This is a genomic window from Streptomyces sp. NPDC020490 (assembly GCF_044335305.1).
In the GTDB taxonomy this organism is placed as follows: domain Bacteria; phylum Actinomycetota; class Actinomycetes; order Streptomycetales; family Streptomycetaceae; genus Streptomyces.
Map to the genome: position 1 here is coordinate 34,667 of NZ_JBIRUY010000020.1, position 17,881 is coordinate 52,547.

General features: G+C 71.5%; 12 protein-coding genes. 6 read left to right on the forward strand and 6 right to left on the reverse strand.

Features of this window, described 5'->3' with window-relative positions:
* Window positions 1-28: 28 nt before the first annotated feature.
* Both treS and ACH4ZX_RS21355 read right to left on the reverse strand, forming a co-directional pair.
* Window positions 29-1,729 carry a maltose alpha-D-glucosyltransferase gene (gene treS, locus ACH4ZX_RS21350; RefSeq protein WP_398274839.1) on the reverse strand — a complete coding sequence of 567 codons (1,701 nt, stop codon included), beginning with the start codon at window positions 1,727-1,729 and terminating at the stop codon, window positions 29-31.
* Window positions 1,726-3,825 carry an alpha-1,4-glucan--maltose-1-phosphate maltosyltransferase gene (locus tag ACH4ZX_RS21355; protein WP_398274842.1) on the reverse strand — a complete coding sequence of 700 codons (2,100 nt, stop codon included), beginning with the start codon at window positions 3,823-3,825 and terminating at the stop codon, window positions 1,726-1,728. Before ACH4ZX_RS21355 ends, treS begins: the two co-directional genes overlap by 4 nt.
* Before the next feature lie 291 nt (window positions 3,826-4,116).
* On the opposite strand from ACH4ZX_RS21355, the gene ACH4ZX_RS21360 reads away from it, so the two are divergent.
* The 5 genes from ACH4ZX_RS21360 (at window position 4,117) to ACH4ZX_RS21380 (ending at window position 8,380) form a co-directional block, all read left to right on the forward strand.
* Window positions 4,117-6,735, forward strand: coding sequence for a glycosyltransferase family 1 protein (locus tag ACH4ZX_RS21360; protein ID WP_398274845.1), 2,619 nt, complete (start codon window positions 4,117-4,119; stop codon window positions 6,733-6,735).
* A gap of 175 nt (window positions 6,736-6,910) precedes the next feature.
* Window positions 6,911-7,231, forward strand: coding sequence for a hypothetical protein (locus ACH4ZX_RS21365; protein WP_398274848.1), 321 nt, complete (start codon window positions 6,911-6,913; stop codon window positions 7,229-7,231).
* Window positions 7,228-7,470 carry a hypothetical protein gene (locus tag ACH4ZX_RS21370; RefSeq protein WP_398274851.1) on the forward strand — a complete coding sequence of 81 codons (243 nt, stop codon included), beginning with the start codon at window positions 7,228-7,230 and terminating at the stop codon, window positions 7,468-7,470. The genes ACH4ZX_RS21365 and ACH4ZX_RS21370 overlap by 4 nt, the downstream gene beginning before the upstream one ends.
* A gap of 36 nt (window positions 7,471-7,506) precedes the next feature.
* A complete protein-coding gene (locus tag ACH4ZX_RS21375; RefSeq protein WP_398274854.1) occupies window positions 7,507-7,998 on the forward strand; it encodes a SitI3 family protein in 492 nt (163 codons plus the stop codon).
* Window positions 7,999-8,005: 7 nt separating this feature from the next.
* Window positions 8,006-8,380, forward strand: coding sequence for a DUF6086 family protein (locus ACH4ZX_RS21380; RefSeq protein ID WP_398274857.1), 375 nt, complete (start codon window positions 8,006-8,008; stop codon window positions 8,378-8,380).
* A 3-nt stretch (window positions 8,381-8,383) separates the two neighbouring features.
* Here ACH4ZX_RS21380 and ACH4ZX_RS21385 read toward each other — a convergent pair whose 3' ends face one another.
* On the reverse strand, window positions 8,384-8,911 hold the full coding sequence (locus ACH4ZX_RS21385) for a DUF1990 domain-containing protein (RefSeq protein WP_398274860.1): 528 nt from the start codon (window positions 8,909-8,911) through the stop codon (window positions 8,384-8,386).
* Between the two features lie 78 nt (window positions 8,912-8,989).
* The gene (locus ACH4ZX_RS21390) at window positions 8,990-10,651 is read right to left on the reverse strand and encodes a M4 family metallopeptidase (protein WP_398274863.1); all 1,662 of its coding nucleotides are present in this window, start codon (window positions 10,649-10,651) and stop codon (window positions 8,990-8,992) included.
* A 526-nt stretch (window positions 10,652-11,177) separates the two neighbouring features.
* Between ACH4ZX_RS21390 and ACH4ZX_RS21395 the strand changes: the two genes are divergently transcribed.
* The gene (locus ACH4ZX_RS21395) at window positions 11,178-13,976 is read left to right on the forward strand and encodes a SpoIIE family protein phosphatase (RefSeq protein ID WP_398275119.1); all 2,799 of its coding nucleotides are present in this window, start codon (window positions 11,178-11,180) and stop codon (window positions 13,974-13,976) included.
* Between the two features lie 54 nt (window positions 13,977-14,030).
* Here the strand turns inward: ACH4ZX_RS21395 and ACH4ZX_RS21400 are convergent, their stop codons facing one another.
* Both ACH4ZX_RS21400 and ACH4ZX_RS21405 read right to left on the reverse strand, forming a co-directional pair.
* Window positions 14,031-15,893: an ABC transporter ATP-binding protein gene (locus tag ACH4ZX_RS21400; RefSeq protein ID WP_398274865.1), complete on the reverse strand. Its 1,863-nt coding sequence runs from the start codon at window positions 15,891-15,893 to the stop codon at window positions 14,031-14,033.
* Window positions 15,890-17,800 carry an ABC transporter ATP-binding protein gene (locus tag ACH4ZX_RS21405; RefSeq protein ID WP_398274868.1) on the reverse strand — a complete coding sequence of 637 codons (1,911 nt, stop codon included), beginning with the start codon at window positions 17,798-17,800 and terminating at the stop codon, window positions 15,890-15,892. The genes ACH4ZX_RS21400 and ACH4ZX_RS21405 overlap by 4 nt, the downstream gene beginning before the upstream one ends.
* Window positions 17,801-17,881: the final 81 nt, after the last annotated feature.

Consider the following 17,881-nt stretch of genomic DNA (forward strand, 5'->3'; position numbering starts at 1 on the left):
CCGCCCCACCCGGGGTCGGGCCCACGCCCTACGCGGCGTCCTTGCGCAGCCGGAACCAGTAGAAGCCGTGCCCGGCGAGGGTCAGCAGGTACGGCAGCTCACCGATGGCCGGGAAGCGCACCCCGCCGAACAGCTCGACCGGGTGGCGTCCGTTGAACGCGCTCAGGTCCAGCTCCGTCGGCTGCGCGAACCGGGAGAAGTTGTTCACGCACAGCACGAGGTCGTCCTCGTACTCGCGCAGGAACGCGATCACGGCCGGGTTCGACGACGGCAGCTCCCGGTAGGAGCCGAGGCCGAAGGCGAGGTTCTGCTTGCGGATCTCGATCATGCGGCGGGTCCAGTGCAGCAGCGAGGACGGCGACGCCATCGACGCCTCCACGTTGGTGACCTGGTACCCGTAGACGGGGTCCATGATGGTCGGCAGGTACAGCCGGCCGGGGTCACTGGAGGAAAAACCTGCGTTGCGATCAGGTGTCCACTGCATCGGGGTGCGGACGGCGTCGCGGTCGCCGAGCCAGATGTTGTCGCCCATGCCGATCTCGTCGCCGTAGTAGAGGATCGGGCTGCCGGGCAGGGAGAGCAGCAGGGCGGTGAAGAGTTCGATCTGGTTGCGGTCGTTGTCGAGGAGCGGGGCGAGGCGGCGGCGGATGCCGATGTTGGCGCGCATGCGGGGGTCCTTGGCGTACTCGGCCCACATGTAGTCGCGTTCCTCGTCGGTGACCATCTCCAGGGTCAGCTCGTCGTGGTTGCGCAGGAAGATGCCCCACTGGCAGCCGGAGGGGATGGCGGGGGTCTTGGCGAGGATCTCGGAGACGGGGTAGCGGGACTCGCGGCGGACGGCCATGAAGATGCGGGGCATGACGGGGAAGTGGAAGGCCATGTGGCACTCGTCGCCGCCGGCGGCGTAGTCGCCGAAGTAGTCGACGACGTCCTCCGGCCACTGGTTCGCCTCCGCCAGCAGCACCGTGTCCGGGTACTGGGCGTCGATCTCCTTGCGCACCCGCTTCAGGAACTCGTGGGTGGCCGGGAGGTTCTCGCAGTTGGTGCCCTCCTGCTGGTACAGGTACGGCACCGCGTCCAGCCGGAATCCGTCGATGCCGAGGTCCAGCCAGAACCGCAGCGCGGAGATCATCTCCTCCTGCACGGCCGGGTTCTCGTAGTTCAGGTCCGGCTGGTGGGAGAAGAACCGGTGCCAGAAGTACTGCTTGCGCACCGGGTCGAAGGTCCAGTTCGACACCTCGGTGTCGACGAAGATGATCCGCGCGTCCGGGAACTGCTTGTCGTCGTCGGCCCACACGTAGTAATCGCCGTAGGGGCCGTCGGGATCCTTCCGGGACTCCTGGAACCACGGGTGCTGGTCGCTGGTGTGGTTCATGACGAAGTCGATGATGACGCGCATGCCGCGCTGGTGGGCGGCGTCCACGAACTCCACGAAGTCGGCGAGGTCGCCGAACTCCGGCAGTACGGCCGTGTAGTCGGAGACGTCGTAGCCGCCGTCGCGCAGCGGGGACTGGAAGAAGGGCGGCAGCCAGATGCAGTCGATGCCCAGCCACTGCAGATAGTCGAGTTTGGCGGTCAGGCCTTTGAGGTCGCCGACGCCGTCGCCGTTGCTGTCCTGGAAGGAGCGCACCAGGACCTCGTAGAAGACGGCGCGCTTGAACCACTCGGGGTCCCGGTCCTTCGCGGGGGTGTCCTCGAACGTGTCCGGAACGGGCTCGTTGACGATCATATGGTGGGTGACCCTCCGATCTGCGGGGTGGACGGTCGCAGGACGGTGAAGACGTGCGCAGGCCGGGTGCCCGGTTCGAGACGCACGTAATTGGCCCTGCCCCAGTGATAGGTCTCACCGGTGAGCTCGTCGCGCACCGGCACCGACTCGTGCCAGTCCAGGCCGAGTTGCGGCATGTCCAACGAGACCGTGGCCTCCTGGGTGTGGTGAGGATCGAGGTTGGCGACCACCAGAACCGTGTTCGAACCGCTCCGCTTCGAGTACGCGATCACCGCGTCCTTGTCCGCGTGGTGGAAGTGCAGGTCGCGCAGCTGCCGGAGCGCCGGGCTGGAGCGCCGGATCTCGTTGAGGCGGGCGATGAGGGGGGTGATGGTGCGGCCCTCGCGTTCGGCGGTGTCCCAGTCGCGGGGTTTGAGCTGGTACTTCTCGGAGTCGAGGTACTCCTCGCTGCCCTCGCGCAGGGGGGTGTTCTCGCACAGTTCGTAGCCGGAGTAGACGCCCCAGGCGGGGGAGAGGGTGGCGGCGAGGACGGCGCGGACTTCGAAGGCGGGGCGGCCGCCGTGCTGGAGGTACTCGTGGAGGATGTCGGGGGTGTTGACGAAGAAGTTGGGCCGCATGTAGGCGGCCGCCTCCCCGGACAGCTCGGTGAGGTACTCGGTCAGTTCCCGCTTGGTGTTGCGCCAGGTGAAGTAGGTGTAGGACTGCTGGAAGCCGGTCTGGGCGAGGGTGTGCATCATCGCCGGGCGGGTGAACGCCTCGGCCAGGAAGATCACGTCCGGGTCGGTGGCGTTGATCTCGGCGATCACCTTCTGCCAGAAGACGACCGGTTTGGTGTGCGGGTTGTCCACGCGGAAGATCCGCACGCCGTGCGTCATCCAGTGGCGCAGCACCCGCAGGGTCTCGGCGATCAGGCCGTCCATGTCGGCGTCGAAGGCGATGGGGTAGATGTCCTGGTACTTCTTGGGCGGGTTCTCGGCGTAGGCGATGGTGCCGTCGGGGCGGTGGTGGAACCACTCGGGGTGTTTGGCCACCCAGGGGTGGTCGGGGGAGCACTGCAGGGCGAAGTCCAGGGCGATCTCCAGGCCCAGCTCGCGGGCGCGGCCGACGAAGAAGGCGAAGTCCTCGATGGTGCCCAGGGCGGGGTGGACGGCGTCGTGGCCGCCCTCGGGGGAGCCGATGGCCCAGGGCACGCCGACGTCGTCGGGGCCGGCGGAGAGGGTGTTGTTGCGGCCCTTGCGGAAGGTGGTGCCGATGGGGTGGATGGGGGGCAGGTAGACGACGTCGAAGCCCATCGCGGCGATCGCGGGGAGGCGGCGGGCGGCGGTGCGGAAGGTGCCGTGCGGCTGCTCGGGGGTGCCCTCGGAGCGGGGGAAGAACTCGTACCAGGCGCCGTACAGCGCCCGCTCGCGCTCCACCAGCAGCGGCAGCGGTTCGGAGGCGGTGACCAGCTCCCGCAGCGGATGCCGGGCCAGTACCGCGTCCACCTCCGGCGTCAACGCCGCCGCCAGCCGGGACGCGGGCGGGCGGCTGTCGTCGCGCAGGGCGCCGACGGCGGCGAGGAGCACCTCGTGGCCGCCCTCGCCCCCGGGGACGCCGGCGGCCGCACGCTCGTACAGCCGCGCGCCCTCCTCCAGGACCAGTTCGGTGTCCATTCCGGCCGGGATCTTGATCTGGGCGTGGTGGCGCCAGGTGGTGACCGGGTCCCCCCAGGCCTCCACGTGGTAGGTCCAGCGGCCCGGGGCGCCGGGCGTGACGGTGGCGCCCCAGCGGTCGGTGCCGGGCGCCAGCTCCCGCATCGGCGTCCACGGGCCCGGACGGCCCTCCGGATCGGTCAGGACGACGTTCGCGGCGACCGCGTCGTGGCCCTCGCGGAACACGGTCGCCGAGATCTCGAACGACTCGCCGGTCACGGCCTTGGCCGGCCTGCGCCCGTGCTGGACGATCGGGCGGACGTCGAGGACGGGGATGCGCCCGACGCCGGAGGCGGCCCGGGCGGGGGGTGGCTCCACGACCGGCGGTGCGGCGGCGGGCGGGCGTAGAGAGGCTGTGTCTGCGCTGTGCGTCGGGGGTGGAGACGAGTGGTGCTTGGCGGGCATGACCGCTCCTGTCCGCGTCAACGTTGGTGGGCGGATGACTGTGGGGAGGTGGGTCCTGCGTGTTGTCCCTGTGGTGATCCAGGGGCGTACCGGAGGAGCCTTCCCACCCTATGCGAGTGGGCAATCCGGCACTTTGTTAACTACTCACGCGTATGCCCGCGCACGGAGAGGGTTCACCGTGTCGCCGGGTGTGCCGTGGTGACAAAGCCGCTCTCCCGGATACCGTCGGGATTGACGACGGGACGCACACCGGCGTGCGTCCCCCCTCCGCACGCCCGACCGAGGTGGCCAGTGAAGGCGATCCGTCGATTCACCGTCCGACCCGTTCTGCCCGAACCCCTTCTGCCGCTCAGCGATCTCGCGCGGAACCTGCGCTGGTCCTGGCATGCGGAGACGCGCGAACTCTTCCAGTCGGTCGACCCCGAGAGCTGGGCCGCCTCGGGCGGCGACCCGGTGCGGCTGCTGGGGAGCGTGTCGCCCGCGCGGCTCGCGGAGCTGGCCCAGGACCGCCGCTTCCTGCGCCGGCTGACCGCCGTGACCGACGACCTCCACGACTACCTGACCGGCGACCGCTGGTACCAGTCCCAGCCCGGCGCGCTCCCCGCCGCCGTGGCCTATTTCTCGCCCGAGTTCGGCGTCACGGCGGCCCTGCCCCAGTACTCCGGCGGCCTCGGCATCCTGGCCGGCGACCACCTGAAGGCGGCCAGCGACCTCGGCGTTCCGCTCATCGGCGTCGGCCTGCTCTACCGGCACGGCTACTTCCGCCAGAGCCTGTCCCGGGACGGCTGGCAGCAGGAGCAGTACCCGGTCCTCGACCCCAACGAGCTGCCCGTCGTCCAGCTCAGGGACGCCGACGGCGCCCCCGCCCAGATCGACCTCGCGCTGCCCGGCGGCAAGCGGATGCACGCCCGGATCTGGCTGGCCCAGGTGGGCCGGGTGCCGCTGCTGATGCTGGACTCCGACGTCGAGGAGAACGACCTCGGGGAGCGCGGTGTCACCGACCGGCTCTACGGCGGCGGCAGCGAGCACCGGCTGCTGCAGGAGATGCTGCTCGGCATAGGAGGGGTGCGGGCGGTGCGCGCGTACTGCCGGCTCACCGGCCACCCCGAGCCGGAGGTCTTCCACACCAACGAGGGCCACGCCGGCTTCCTCGGCCTGGAGCGCATCGCGGAACTGTGCGCCCAGGGGCTGGACTTCGACTCGGCGCTGGAGGCGGTGCGGGCGGGCACCGTCTTCACCACGCACACCCCGGTCCCGGCCGGCATCGACCGCTTCGACCGGGAACTCGTCGCCCGCCACTTCGCGCCCGACGCCGAGCTGCCGCGCATCGACGTCGACCGCATCCTCGCCCTCGGCATGGAGACCTACCCCGGCGGCGAGCCCAGCCTCTTCAACATGGCCGTGATGGGGCTGCGCCTGGGCCAGCGCGCCAACGGCGTGTCCCTGCTGCACGGCCAGGTCAGCCGGGAGATGTTCGCCGGCCTGTGGCCCGGGTTCGACCCCGAGGACGTGCCGATCACCTCCGTGACCAACGGCGTCCACGCCCCCACCTGGGTCGCCCCGGAGGTCTTCCGGCTCGGCGCCCGGCAGATCGGCGCCCAGCGCGCCGAGGACGCGCTGACCGTCGGCGCCTCGGACCGCTGGGACTCGGTCGCGGACATCCCCGACCAGGACGTGTGGGAGCTGCGCCGGAGCCTGCGCGAGCAACTGGTGGAGGAGGTGCGCGAGCGGCTGCGCGCCTCCTGGCGGCAGCGCGGCGCGGGCACGGCCGAGCTGGGCTGGATCGACGGGGTGCTCGACCCGGACGTCCTGACCATCGGTTTCGCGCGCCGGGTCCCCTCGTACAAGCGTCTGACGCTGATGCTCCGGGACCGCGGCCGGCTGACGGAACTCCTGCTGCACCCCGAGCGGCCGGTCCAGATCGTGGTCGCGGGCAAGGCGCACCCGGCGGACGACGGCGGCAAGCGGCTGGTGCAGGAACTGGTCCGGTTCGCCGACGACCCGCGGGTGCGCCACCGCATCGTCTTCCTGCCCGACTACGGCATGGCGATGGCGCAGAAGCTGTACCCCGGCTGCGACGTCTGGCTGAACAACCCGCTGCGCCCCCTGGAGGCCTGCGGCACGTCCGGGATGAAGGCCGCGCTGAACGGCTGCCTGAACCTGTCGGTGCTGGACGGCTGGTGGGACGAGTGGTACCAGCCCGACTTCGGCTGGGCGATCCCGACCGCCGACGGCGCCGCCATGGACGCCGACCGGCGCGACGACATAGAGGCCGCCGCGCTGTACGACCTGCTGGAGCAGCGGGTCGCCCCGCGTTTCTACGAGCGCGGGCAGAACGGTCTGCCCGACCGCTGGATCGAGATGGTCCGCCAGACCCTCACGCTGCTCGGCCCGAAGGTGCTGGCCGGCCGCATGGTGCGGGAGTACGTCGAGCGCCTCTACACCCCGGCCGCCCACGCCCACCGCGCGATGACCCCGGACGCCGCGCGCGAGCTGGCCGCCTGGAAGGCACGGGTGCGGGGCGCCTGGCACGGGGTGGCGGTGGACCACGTGGAGGCGTCGGCCGCCACGGCCACCGCGCAGCTCGGCACCACGCTCGGGCTGCGGGTCCGGGTGCGCCTCGGCGAGCTCTCCCCGGACGACGTCGAGGTCCAGGCCGTCTCGGGCCGGGTGGACTCCCAGGACCGCATCACCGACGCCGCGTCGGTGCCCCTGAAACCGGCGGGCAGCCAGGACCCGGAGGGCCGCTGGATCTACGAGGGCCCGCTCTCCCTGGACCGCACCGGCCCGTACGGCTACACCGTCCGCATCCTGCCCACCCACCGGCTGCTGGCCTCCGCCGCCGAACTGGGCCTGCTGGCAGTGCCGTCGGAGGAGACGGGAGAGGGGGCGGGCGTCCTGATGCGGTGACACCGTCCGGGCCGGCGCGCCGCGCGGACCGAGCGATCTTTGCCTGTCCTTGGCCTCCGCCTTGCGGATTCCGTATGCCCGTCATACCGGCTCCATGCCACCCGTCACTACGGTCGTCGGGTGGCATGTGCGCAGTACGTACGGGGGAGGAACCGCATGCCGGCACGGGGCATCGATGAGTGATCTGAAGGCGGACACGCGGCGCATCCGCGAGTGCTCGCGCGCCTTGCAAAGGATCCACAACTCCTTCACCGATCGGGCCAACCCGGCCGAGGACTTCTCGCCCGCGGAGATCGGCGACCAGCGCATCGTCGACGCCTTCCACGAGTTCGCCGACAACTGGAAGATCCACCGCAAGGACCTCGCGGAGAAGATCGAGAAACTCGGCGTCATCACCTGGGAGGCCGCGAAGAGCTACGACGCCATCGACGCGAAGCTCGCTCAGGCCCTGCGCGAGCAGGACGCGCGGGCGGGGCGTGGGCGGGGCGGGAAGTGAGGCGTCCCCCGGTCCATGAGTGGGCCGTCCTCGACGAGGACGGCGACCCGGTTCCGGGCGATCCGGACGCCGTCGCGCTGCTCGGTCAGTCGCTTCGTGACGTCGCGCAGGACATCCAGCGCGAAGCGGGGGACGTGGAGGCGCTCTGCGGCGTCGAGTCCTGGAAGTCCAAGGCGGCCAAACTCAAAGAAGTCCTGGTGGTGGATCGCGCGGGCAACGTGGTTCACCTCTATCCGTAGCCTTCTATCCATAGCCTTCAGGAAGAGCGCACACCTATGGCAATCGAATACGACCTCGACTGTGCCACGGATTTGTCCGCGAACGAGGTCGCGGCCCACCTGGAAGAAGTCGGCAAGGAAACCGGCGTCCTCGACGCGTCGGTCACGGCCGAGCGGCTCGTGGAGGGAGCCGCCACCCGGCGGGGCACCTGGATCACCGTGGTCACGCCCCGACCGCCGCAGCCGTGGCACCCCATCGTCATCGACCTCGGATTCGCTCCGACCGTCGATGTGGCGTTCCGTATGGACAAGGGAGTCGAGGTGTCGGATCAGCAGGACGACATGATCCGGCTCGTCGCGCCCCTGCTGCGGCGCGTCGACGGCGACGCGGTGCTGCATTTCCAGTTCGAGCAGGTCTGGCTGCTCCGCAGGAACGGCGAGCTGAGCCTGAGCGAGGAGGACGATCTCTGGCGGCCGGGCCGGCTTTCCCTCATGACGCAGCCCTACCACCGGGAAACCCACATCATGGATTCCCTCTACTCGGACTGAGCCGACCGTGACCTTCAGATTCCGTGCGAACGACATGCCCGACCGGGACATCTGGTGTGCCGGCGCCGAGGCCGCCCACGCGTTCGTGGGCACCGCCGAGGTCCTTTCCGGAGTGCTTCGGGTCCGCTCCGGCATCGCGGATCCCGTCGACGGCGTGTGCGCCATCGACTTCCAGGAGTTCGGCTTGTTGTCCGCCGCGGCGGTCCACAGGTTCAGCACCTCGGACCAGGGCATCCTGCGCTCCCTGTCCCTCGGCTTCATCGCCACGTCGCTGGTGCTCATCGACCGGGCCGGGCATCCCGCTCCCCCGATGCCCGGCCCGGCCCAGGAACGGGCCTGGGCGGCCCTTCGGGACCAGCACGCGCGGGCGATGCCCGTGTGACGGTCAGGGGCGCCGCGCGTCGGCGCACAGGTTCCTGAGCGTGGCCCCGCACCGCCGTGCGTAGGCGTGCTGCAGGCCCCGGGTGGCCGGGCCGCCGGCCTTCGCGTACCACTTGGCCGGGCGGCTGAAGGCGGTCACCGTCAGCCAGACCGTGCCGTCGCCGGTGCGGTCCACCACGAAGGCCTCCTCGCCGCACTCCGGGTGCCCGGCCAGCGTGCCGTAGGCCCAGCCGGCGCGGCGGGGCTCCTCGACCGTCCACGCCACCCGGCACGGCGCCCTGATCACACCGGCGAGGGTGACGGTGACGTCCACGCCGGGCGCGGCCCGGTCGGCGGCGGCGTCGATGCCCACGCCCATCGAGCGGTGCATCTCCCAGGTCAGCACCGCCTGTGCCGCCCGGCGGAAGACCGCCTCGCCCTCGCCGAGGCGGGTGCGCACCCGCAGGTGGTGGAAGCCCGGGGGGCAGAAGCCGTCGCGCCGGGTCGCGCCGACGTCGTCGTAGGTGAAGTCCTTCGGATCCGCAGCAGACACAGCAGACAAGGGTAGGGCGGTACCCGGGAGCGACTGACTCCCGGGTACCGCCCGTCGATCACCCTGGTACTGCTGGTACTAGTTGACGTTGACCGCGGACCAGGCCGCCGCCACCGCGTTGTACTCGGCGCTGCCGGAGCCGTACAGGGCGGACGCGGCGCTCAGGGTCGCCGTGCGGGCGCCGGAGTACTTCGTCGTCGACGTCATGTACGTCGTCAGCGCCTTGTACCAGATCTGCAGCGCCTTGGCGCGGCCGATGCCGGTGACCGTGGAGCCGGTGTACGTCGGCGAGTTGTAGCTCACGCCGTTGATGGTCTTCGCACCGCTGCCCTCCGAGAGGAGGTAGAAGAAGTGGTTCGCGACGCCGGAGGAGTAGTGGACGTCCTTGCTGCCGACGGTGGAGGACCAGTAGTCCGCCGAGGCGCCGTCCTTGCTGGGCTTGTCCATGTAGCGCAGCGGGGAGCCGTCCCCGTTGATGTTGATCTCCTCGCCGATGAGGTAGTCGCCGACGTCGTTGGAGTTGGCGGCGTAGAACTCCACGCCGGTGCCGAAGATGTCGGAGGTGGCCTCGTTCAGGCCGCCGGACTCGCCGCTGTAGTTGAGGCCCGCGGTGTTGGAGGTGACGCCGTGGCTCATCTCGTGGCCGGCCACGTCCAGCGAGGTCAGCGGGTGGGTGTTGCCCGAGCCGTCGCCGTAGGTCATGCAGAAGCAGCTGTCGTCCCAGAACGCGTTGACGTACGCGTTGCCGTAGTGGACGCGGGAGTAGGCGGCCACGCCGTTGTTCTTGATGCCGCTGCGGCCGAAGGTGTTCTTGTAGAAGTCCCAGGTGACCTGGGCGCCGTAGGCGGCGTCGGCGGCGGCGGTCTGGTCGGTGGTGGAGCTGGAGGCGACGCCGGTGCCCCAGACGTCGTCCGCGTCGGTGAACAGGGTGCCCGTGCTGCTGGTGCTGGAGTGGGCCTTGTTGTAGACCTTGTGGCCGCCGCGCGTGGTGTCGTACAGCTGGTAGGTCGAGCCCGACAGCGTGGTGTTGAGGGTGACGGTGCCCGAGTAGAGGGTCTTGCCGGTGCCCGTCTCGACGCCCTGGTACTCGTAGAGCTTCTTGCCGGTGGCGGCGTCGGTGATGACGTGCAGCTCGTTCGGGGTGCCGTCGTCCTGCAGGCCGCCGACGACCGTCTCGTAGGCCAGGGTCGGCTTGCCGTCGCCGGCCCAGATGACCTTGCGCGCGGAGTCGGCGGAGGTCTTCGCGGAGCCCGCGGCCTTCGCGGCGGTCAGCGCCTGCTTCTCGGCCTTGGCCGCGGTGATCTGCGGCTTGACGGAGGCCACCTTGATGGTCGCCTTGACGGCCTTGGTGACGCCCTTCGTGGCGCCGGTCGCCGACTGGTGGACCACCAGGTCGCCGCCGAGCACCGGCAGACCGGCGTAGGTGCGCTCGTAGCGGGTGTGGACCGCGCCGTCGGCGTCCTTCACGACGTCCTTGACGACCAGCTTCTCCTTGGCGCCGAGGCCTATGCGCTGCGCGGTCTCGGGCGCGGCCTTCTGCTGCTGCTTGATCAGGGAGGTCCGCGCGGCCGCCGAGAGCTGGACGGGGGCGGCGGCGAGCGGGGCCTTGGCAGTGGACTCCGCCGGGGTCTGGGCGGCGGCCGTACCGGTGGTCAGACCGGTGGTGAGCAGGGCACCGGCGGCGACAGCGGTCGCGATGGCAAGGGTGGAACGCTTGTGACGCGCGTAGAGGGAGGTCACACAAGCTCCTTGGAGTGGGGGAGATCGGCACGGGGTGGGGCGCCCGGCCGAGTTGTCGTGAAGTTGTGCGGCGTTGTGAGAGAGGGTGACACCAAGGACGCGTACATGTCATGACCCCAAAGTGATGTTGGCCGAAAAGCTTCGGCTCGATGAATGTTGCGGGAATGTGAACGCGCTCCACGGCGCCCGGCCGCCGCCGCTGGAGACGGCGATCGGGGGGTCGGGCGCGGGTCCTCCGCCCGGGGTGGAGGTGTCGTGTTTTTGGTCAGGGGCGCGTCAGGAACTTGGCCGGAAACCGTTCGTTGTCCGGTTGTTCATGTTCGCTATACGGACTTTGGGCGGGTGTGCGAAGGCGCCGGACGCCCACCGTGCGCGTCGCGCCCGGCCCGCCACCCCGGGCCGGTCCCTCGCGGAGGCCTTCGCCGGGGGGAGTGGGAACCCCTGAGGGGATATGTCTTGCTTTTCCCTATTCATGGCAGAGACTGAGTTGTACGGAGGGCCGGGCTAAGGATGTGCGCAAGTGTCGATGAAGTGGGACGACGTCATCGCCCTCGGCAAGGCTTACGAACAACTGCGGGCGGGCGAGCCCGTGGGGCCGTCCGTGCGTGATCCGGTCCTGGCCGCCTGGCGCAGGTGCCACTCCCGGGGCCTTGCCGAGAGGCCCCAGGGAGATCTCCCCTACCAGCGGGATCTGGGCGACGCGCGGAACCTCGCGGAGGCCGCCCGGCCCGTGCTCAAGGCTCTGGAGACTCAGCTGTCGGGCCTCCGGACGACCGTCTTCCTCAGTGACGAACGCGCCCGGTTGCTCGACCGGAGGGCAGGCGAGCACGCGCTGCTCGGGCGCCTCGACGCGATGCAGCTCGCGCCGGGCTTCAGCGTCCCCGAGGACGTGATCGGGAACAACGGCGTCGGTACCGTCCTGGTGACCCGGCGGCCCGTCTTCATCTGCGGTCGCGAGCACTACGGTGACGACCTGACGGGGCTGGTCTGCGCCGGCGCACCGGTGCGCGACCCGCTGAGCGGTCACGTCGTCGGCGCACTCGACCTGACCAGCGCGCGGGCCGACACCCACCCCGCCATGCTCACCTCGGCACTCGAGGCGGCCCGTGCCATCGAGCAGCGGCTGCTGGAGCAGGTCTCGTCCCGCGAGCGGGCCCTGCTCCAGGAGTTCTGGGCCGCCCGTCCGCCGGGGAACGACGGTCCGGGCGGCACGCCCACCGTCCCCGACGAGTTGCTCGACCGCCACGACCGGCTCTTCCTCCAGGCGGCCGCGACCGAGTTGATCTCCTCCGGCCGTACCGGCCTCGTGGAGGTGCGGCTGCCCCACGGACGCACGGCCGTCCTGCGCAGTCGGCCGGTGACGGCTCCGTCCGGCGTCACCGGAATCGCCGTCGAGGCGGCTCTTCCCTCCGGTCTCCGGCAGGACCTCGCCGTGCTGACGGCCGAGGGCGGCACTCCCTCGGTTCTCACGCCCCCGCCCGTCGACCACGCCGCGACACGCCCGTCGCCGCGACGGCTCCTGCCCCGCGCACCGCATCCCGCCCCGGAGCCCGAGCCCCGGCCGGGCACCGAGCAGGGCGACGGACGACGCGACGAGTGGCTGGTCGCCGTCGGTGAACCGTTGATGGGCACGCTGGCCCTGCAGGCCCGGCAGCGCCTGGGCCTGCTGTACGACGCCTCCGCATGCGTCGGCACCACGCTCGACGTGGTACGGACCGCCGAGGAACTGACCGAGGTGGCCGTCCCGCGGTTCGCCGACTTCACCGCCGTCGACGTGCCGGAAGCCGTGCTGGCCGGTGAGGAACCGGTCCGGGTGGACGGTGCGCTGCGCCGCGTCGCGCTCACCGGTGTGCGCGAGGACTCCCCGCTGCACGCGGCCGGCGAACTGATCGCCTATGCGCCGTTCACACCCCAGGCCAGGTGTCTGGCGATCGAGAGTCCGGTCCTGGAACCGGAGCTCGCGACGGCCGACGGCTGGCACCTCCAGGACCCGGCGCGGGGCGAGCGGATCCTGGAGGCCGGCATCCACTCGCTCATCACCGTGCCGATGCGGGCCCGGGGCGTGCCTCTGGGAGTGGTCAGCTTCTACCGCTCCCGGCTCCAGGAGCCGTTCTCCGAGGACGACCTGTTGCTCGCCGAGGAACTGGTCGGCCGCGCCGCGCTGAGCATCGACAACGCCCGCCGTTTCACCCGCGAGCACAAGGTGGCGCTGGCGCTCCAGCGCAGTCTGCTGCCGCGCGGCCTCCCCGCGCAGCGCGCGGTCGACGTGTCCCACCGCTATCTGCCGGCGCGTTCCGGGGCCGGGGGCGACTGGTTCGACGTGATCCCGTTGTCCGGCGCACGGGTGGCACTGGTGGTCGGGGACGTGGTCGGCCACGGACTGCACGCCGCCGCCACCATGGGCAGGCTGCGCACCGCGGTCCACAACTTCTCCGCACTCGACCTTCCCGCCGAGGAGGTCCTCGCCCAGCTCGACGACCTCGTCGCCCGGCTGGACGCCGACCAGGAGCAGGAGGATGCCGGTGACGGGGACATCACCGGCGCGAGCTGTCTCTACGCCGTCTACGACCCCGTCGCGGGCCGCTGCACCGTGGCGCGGGCCGGTCATCCGCCGCCCGCGCTGGTACGGCCCGACGGCACCGTCGAGTATCCGGACCTGCCCGGCGGGCCACCGCTGGGCGTGAGCGGCCATCCCTTCGAAACCGCCGAGCTGGAGATCCCCGAGGGCAGCCTGCTCGTCCTCTACACCGACGGGCTGATCAACCACCTCGGCCACCGGGACGTCGGCCTCGGGATGGACAGACTGCGCGGCGTTCTCGCCCGGTCCGGGGGAACACCCGAGCACACCTGCCGGACGCTGGACTCCCTGCTGCCCCGGACTCCGGATCACCCCGCCGACGATGTCGCGCTCCTCGTCGCCCGTACCCGGACGCTGGACGACGACCACGTCGCCACCTGGGAGCTGGCCGCCGACCCGGCCGAGGTCTCACGGGTCCGCACGGAGGTCACCGAGCAACTGGCCCGCTGGGGCCTCGACGAGCTGCTCTTCTCCACCGAGCTCACGGCCAGCGAGCTGTTGACCAACGCCATCCGGCACGGCAGTGAACCCGTCTCGCTGCGTCTGCTGCGCGACCGCACGCTGATCTGCGAGGTCTCCGACGGCAGCAACACCTCTCCGCACCCGCGCCGGGCGGCGGCCACCGACGAGGGCGGCCGCGGACTGTTCCTGGTCGCCCAGCTCGTCCAGCGGTGGGGCACCCGGTACACGTCGCGGGGAAAGGTCATCTGGACGGAGCAGCCGCTGGCGCCCGATCTGGCGGCATGAGCACCCCTGGCGGCGGCAGCCCTGGTGCCCACCGAGCACACCAGGCCCGGCCCGTCACGCCAGACTGTCCCGCCACGCCCGGTGCAGATCCGCGAACCGGCCCGTGCCCTCGATGAGTTCGTCCGGGGTGCCGTCCTCGACGATCCGGCCGTGCTCCATCACCAGCACCCGGTCCGCGATCTCGACGGTCGACAGCCGGTGCGCGATGACCACCGCGGTACGCCCCTGAAGCACCGTCGCCATCGCGCGCTGCACCGCCCGTTCGCCCGGGATGTCGAGCGAGCTGGTCGCCTCGTCGAGGATGAGCACCGCCGGGTCGGCGAGCAACGCCCTTGCGAATGCGACGAGTTGACGCTGGCCCGCGGAGATGCGGCCGCCCCGCTTGCGGACGTCCGTGTCGTAGCCGTCGGGCAGCGCCTCGATGAAGTCGTGCGCGCCGATCGCCTTCGCGGCCCGCTCGATCTGCTCGCGGCTCGCGTCCGGGCGCCCGATGGCGATGTTCTCGGCGACCGTGCCGGAGAACAGGAACGCCTCCTGCGTCACCATCACGACCCCGCGCCGCAGTTCCGGCACGGCCAGGTCGCGCAGGTCCACGCCGTCCAGCAGGACCCGCCCGCCGGACGGGTCGTAGAACCGGGCGAGCAGCTTGGCCAGCGTCGACTTGCCCGCGCCGGTCGAGCCGACCACCGCGACCGTCTGCCCGGCCGGGACGGTGAGGTCGAAGCGGGGCAGCACCTCGCCGCCGGTGCGGTAGCCGAAGCGGACACCGTCGAACACCACCTCCCGCCCCGGGAGTTCGCCGGCGAGCGGCGGCAGCTGCACCGGGGCCGACGGTTCCGGCACGCTCGGCGTCTGCGCGAGCAGCCCGGCGATCTTCTCCAGCGAGGCCGCCGCCGACTGCCAGGAGTTGAGGAACATGCCCAGCCGGTCGATGGGGTCGTACAGCCGCCGCAGGTACAGCACCGCCGCCGCCAGCACACCGAGTTCGAGCGAGCCGCCCGCCACCCGGTAGGCGCCCCACAGCACGATCAGCGCGACGGCCGTGTTGGCGATCAGCCGGGAGCCGACGACGTAGCGGGCCATCTCCAGCAGCGCGTCGCCGTTGGTGCGTTCGTGGCGCCGGTTGAGCACCCGGAAGGCGGCGTCGTTGGCGTCCTCCCGGCGGAAGGCGCGCACCGGCCGGATGCCGTTCATGGTCTCGACGAACTTCACGATGACGGACGCGATGGCGGTGGAGCGCACCCGGTACACCTCGCCCGCCCGCCGCCGGTAGACCCGCACCAGCACGTACAGCGGCATGAACGACGCCACCGCCACGGCCCCGAGCCCCAGGTCCAGCCACAGCAGCATCGCCGAGATGTAGACCGACGACAGCACGATCATGACGAGTTCCTGAAGGCCCTCGTCGAGCAGTTCGCGCAGCGACTCCACGTCCGTCGTGGACCGCGAGATCAGCCGGCCCGAGGTGTAGCGCTCGTGGAAGTCGACGCTGAGCGCCTGCGCGTGCCGGAAGATCCGGCCGCGCAGGTCGAGCAGCACGTCCTGGTTGACGCGGGCCGAGGTGTTGATGAACGCGTACTGCAGGGTTCCGGAGGCGACCGCGCACAGCAGGTAGGCCACGCCCACCGCGGCCAGCGGACCGCGGTCGTGGCCGCGCAGCGCCGGTACGGCGCTGTCGATGGCGTACGCCACCAGCAGCGGGCCCGCCTGGACGGCCGCCTGCTGGAGCAGCAGCAGGAGCGTGGTGACGGCGACGCGGGCCCGCAGCGGGGCGAGCAGGGAGCGCAGGAGCGCGGCGGTGGCGCCCGGAGGAGTGGGCAGGGTGTCGCGGTCGAAGGGGTCGCCGGCGGCGGCGCCGGGCAGCGGTCCGTCCGGTTCGTCGTCCGCCGTCGCGACGGTCGTGGTGGGGGCCGTCATCGCTCGTCCTCCGCTTCCCCGGTGCCGGACATGAGGTGGGCGTACTCGGCGTTCGTGCGCAGCAGTTCCTGGTGGGTGCCGACGGCGGCGACCCGGCCGCCGGACAGCAGCGCGACCCGGTCGGCGAGCAGCACGGTGGACGGGCGGTGCGCCACGATCAGGGCGGTGGTGTCCGCCAGGACGTCCCGCAGCGCGGCCTCGACCAGCGCCTCGGTGTGCACGTCCAGGGCGGACAGCGGATCGTCCAGGACCAGGAACCGGGGCCTGCCGACGACCGCCCGGGCCAGCGCCAGCCGCTGCCGCTGCCCGCCGGACAGGCTCAGGCCCTGCTCGCCGACCTGGGTCCCGGTGCCCTGCGGGAGCGCGTGCGCGAAGTCGGCCTGGGCGACGGACAGCGCCCGCTCCAGCTCGGCCCCGCCGGCCGCGTCACCGGCCCCCATCAGCACGTTCTCCGCCACGCTCGCGGAGAACAGGGTGGGCTCCTCGAAGGCGACGGCGACCAGGGAGCGCAGCCGCTCACGGGGCATCGCGGCGATGTCCACGCCGTCGAGGGTGATCCGGCCCTCCGTCACCTCGTGCAGCCGGGGGACGAGTGCGGTGAGCGTGGTCTTCCCGCTGCCGGTGGCCCCGACGAGCGCCATCGACTCGCCGGGACGGATGTGCAGGTCGACCCGGTCCAGGACGGGCGGGGAGCCGTCCGGCGCGTCGGGGTAGCGGAACCGCACGCCGTGGAAGCGCAGTCCGCTGTCGTCCGTGCCGACGGAGGCAGAGGCGGAGGCGGAGGCGGAGGCGGAGGCGGAGGCGGAGGCAGAGGCAGAGGTGGAAGCAGAGGCAGAGGTGGAAGCAGAGGCAGAGGCGGAGGCAGAGGCAGAGGCGGAGGCGGAGGCCGCGACGGCGACGGTGACCGCGTCCGGCTCCGGTTCGGCGTCCCGCACCTCGAAGTACCGCTCCGTGGCGGTGGCCGCCTCCTGGCTCATCGCCAGCAGGAAGCCGATGGAGTCCACCGGCCACCGCAGGGCGAGCGCCGTGGACAGGAAGGCGACCAGCGTGCCCGCGGACAGGCCGCCGTCGGCCACCTGCACGCACCCCAGCACCAGGGCCGCCCCGATCGCCGCCTCCGGCAGCGTCACGATGACGCCCCAGATGGTGGCGAGCAGCCGGGCCTTGCGCAGCTCCGTCCCGCGCAACGTGCGCGACAGCTCCCGGAACGCCCGCGCCTGGCTGCGGTGGCGCCCGAACCCCTTGACGATCCGGATGCCGAGCACGCTCTCCTCGACGACCGTCGTCAGGTCGCCGACCTGGTCCTGCGCGAGCCGCGCCGCGTCGGAGTACCGCTTCTCGAAGATCACGCAGGTGACGACGACGGGCACCGCCGGCCCCAGGATCACCAGGCCCAGCGTCCAGTCCTGCAGCAGCATGATGGTCACGCCGACGACGATCGTCACCCCGTTGACCAGCAGGAACGTCAGCGGAAAGGCGAGGAACATGCGCAGCAGCATCAGGTCGGTGGTGCCCCGCGACAGCAACTGCCCGGACGGCCACCGGTCGTGGAAGGCCACCGGCAGCCGCTGCAGGTGCCGGTACAGGTCCGCCCGCATCTCCGCCTCGACGTGCGACAGCGGCCGCGCCACCAGCCAGCGCCGCATCCCGAACAGCAGCGCCTCCGCCACCCCGAGCAGCAGCACGTACAGCGCGCCGAGCCACACCCCGGCCGGGTCCCGGTCGGCGACCGGCCCGTCCACCAGCCATTTCAGCACCAGCGGGATCACCAGCCCGGTGCAGGAGGCGAGCACCGCGACGAACGCGGCGGTGAACAGCCGCACCCGCACGGGCCGTACGTACGGCCACAGGCGCAGCAGGCTTCGGACGGCGGACCGGTCCGCTGGGGTGGCAGGTGTCGTGGGCATCAGCAGTGAGCCTACGGATCGACACTGACGACGCCCACCGAGTTTTGGCCGGACCGGGATCGGCCGCGAGTCCTACGACCT

Coding starts and splice junctions, on each gene's coding strand:
- treS (WP_398274839.1), bottom strand. CDS start 1,729: ATGATCGTCAACGAGCCCGTTCCGGACACGTTCGAGGACACCCCCGCG.
- ACH4ZX_RS21355 (WP_398274842.1), bottom strand. CDS start 3,825: ATGCCCGCCAAGCACCACTCGTCTCCACCCCCGACGCACAGCGCAGAC.
- ACH4ZX_RS21365 (WP_398274848.1), top strand. CDS start 6,911: ATGAGTGATCTGAAGGCGGACACGCGGCGCATCCGCGAGTGCTCGCGC.
- ACH4ZX_RS21375 (WP_398274854.1), top strand. CDS start 7,507: ATGGCAATCGAATACGACCTCGACTGTGCCACGGATTTGTCCGCGAAC.
- ACH4ZX_RS21395 (WP_398275119.1), top strand. CDS start 11,178: ATGAAGTGGGACGACGTCATCGCCCTCGGCAAGGCTTACGAACAACTG.
- ACH4ZX_RS21400 (WP_398274865.1), bottom strand. CDS start 15,893: ATGACGGCCCCCACCACGACCGTCGCGACGGCGGACGACGAACCGGAC.
- ACH4ZX_RS21405 (WP_398274868.1), bottom strand. CDS start 17,800: ATGCCCACGACACCTGCCACCCCAGCGGACCGGTCCGCCGTCCGAAGC.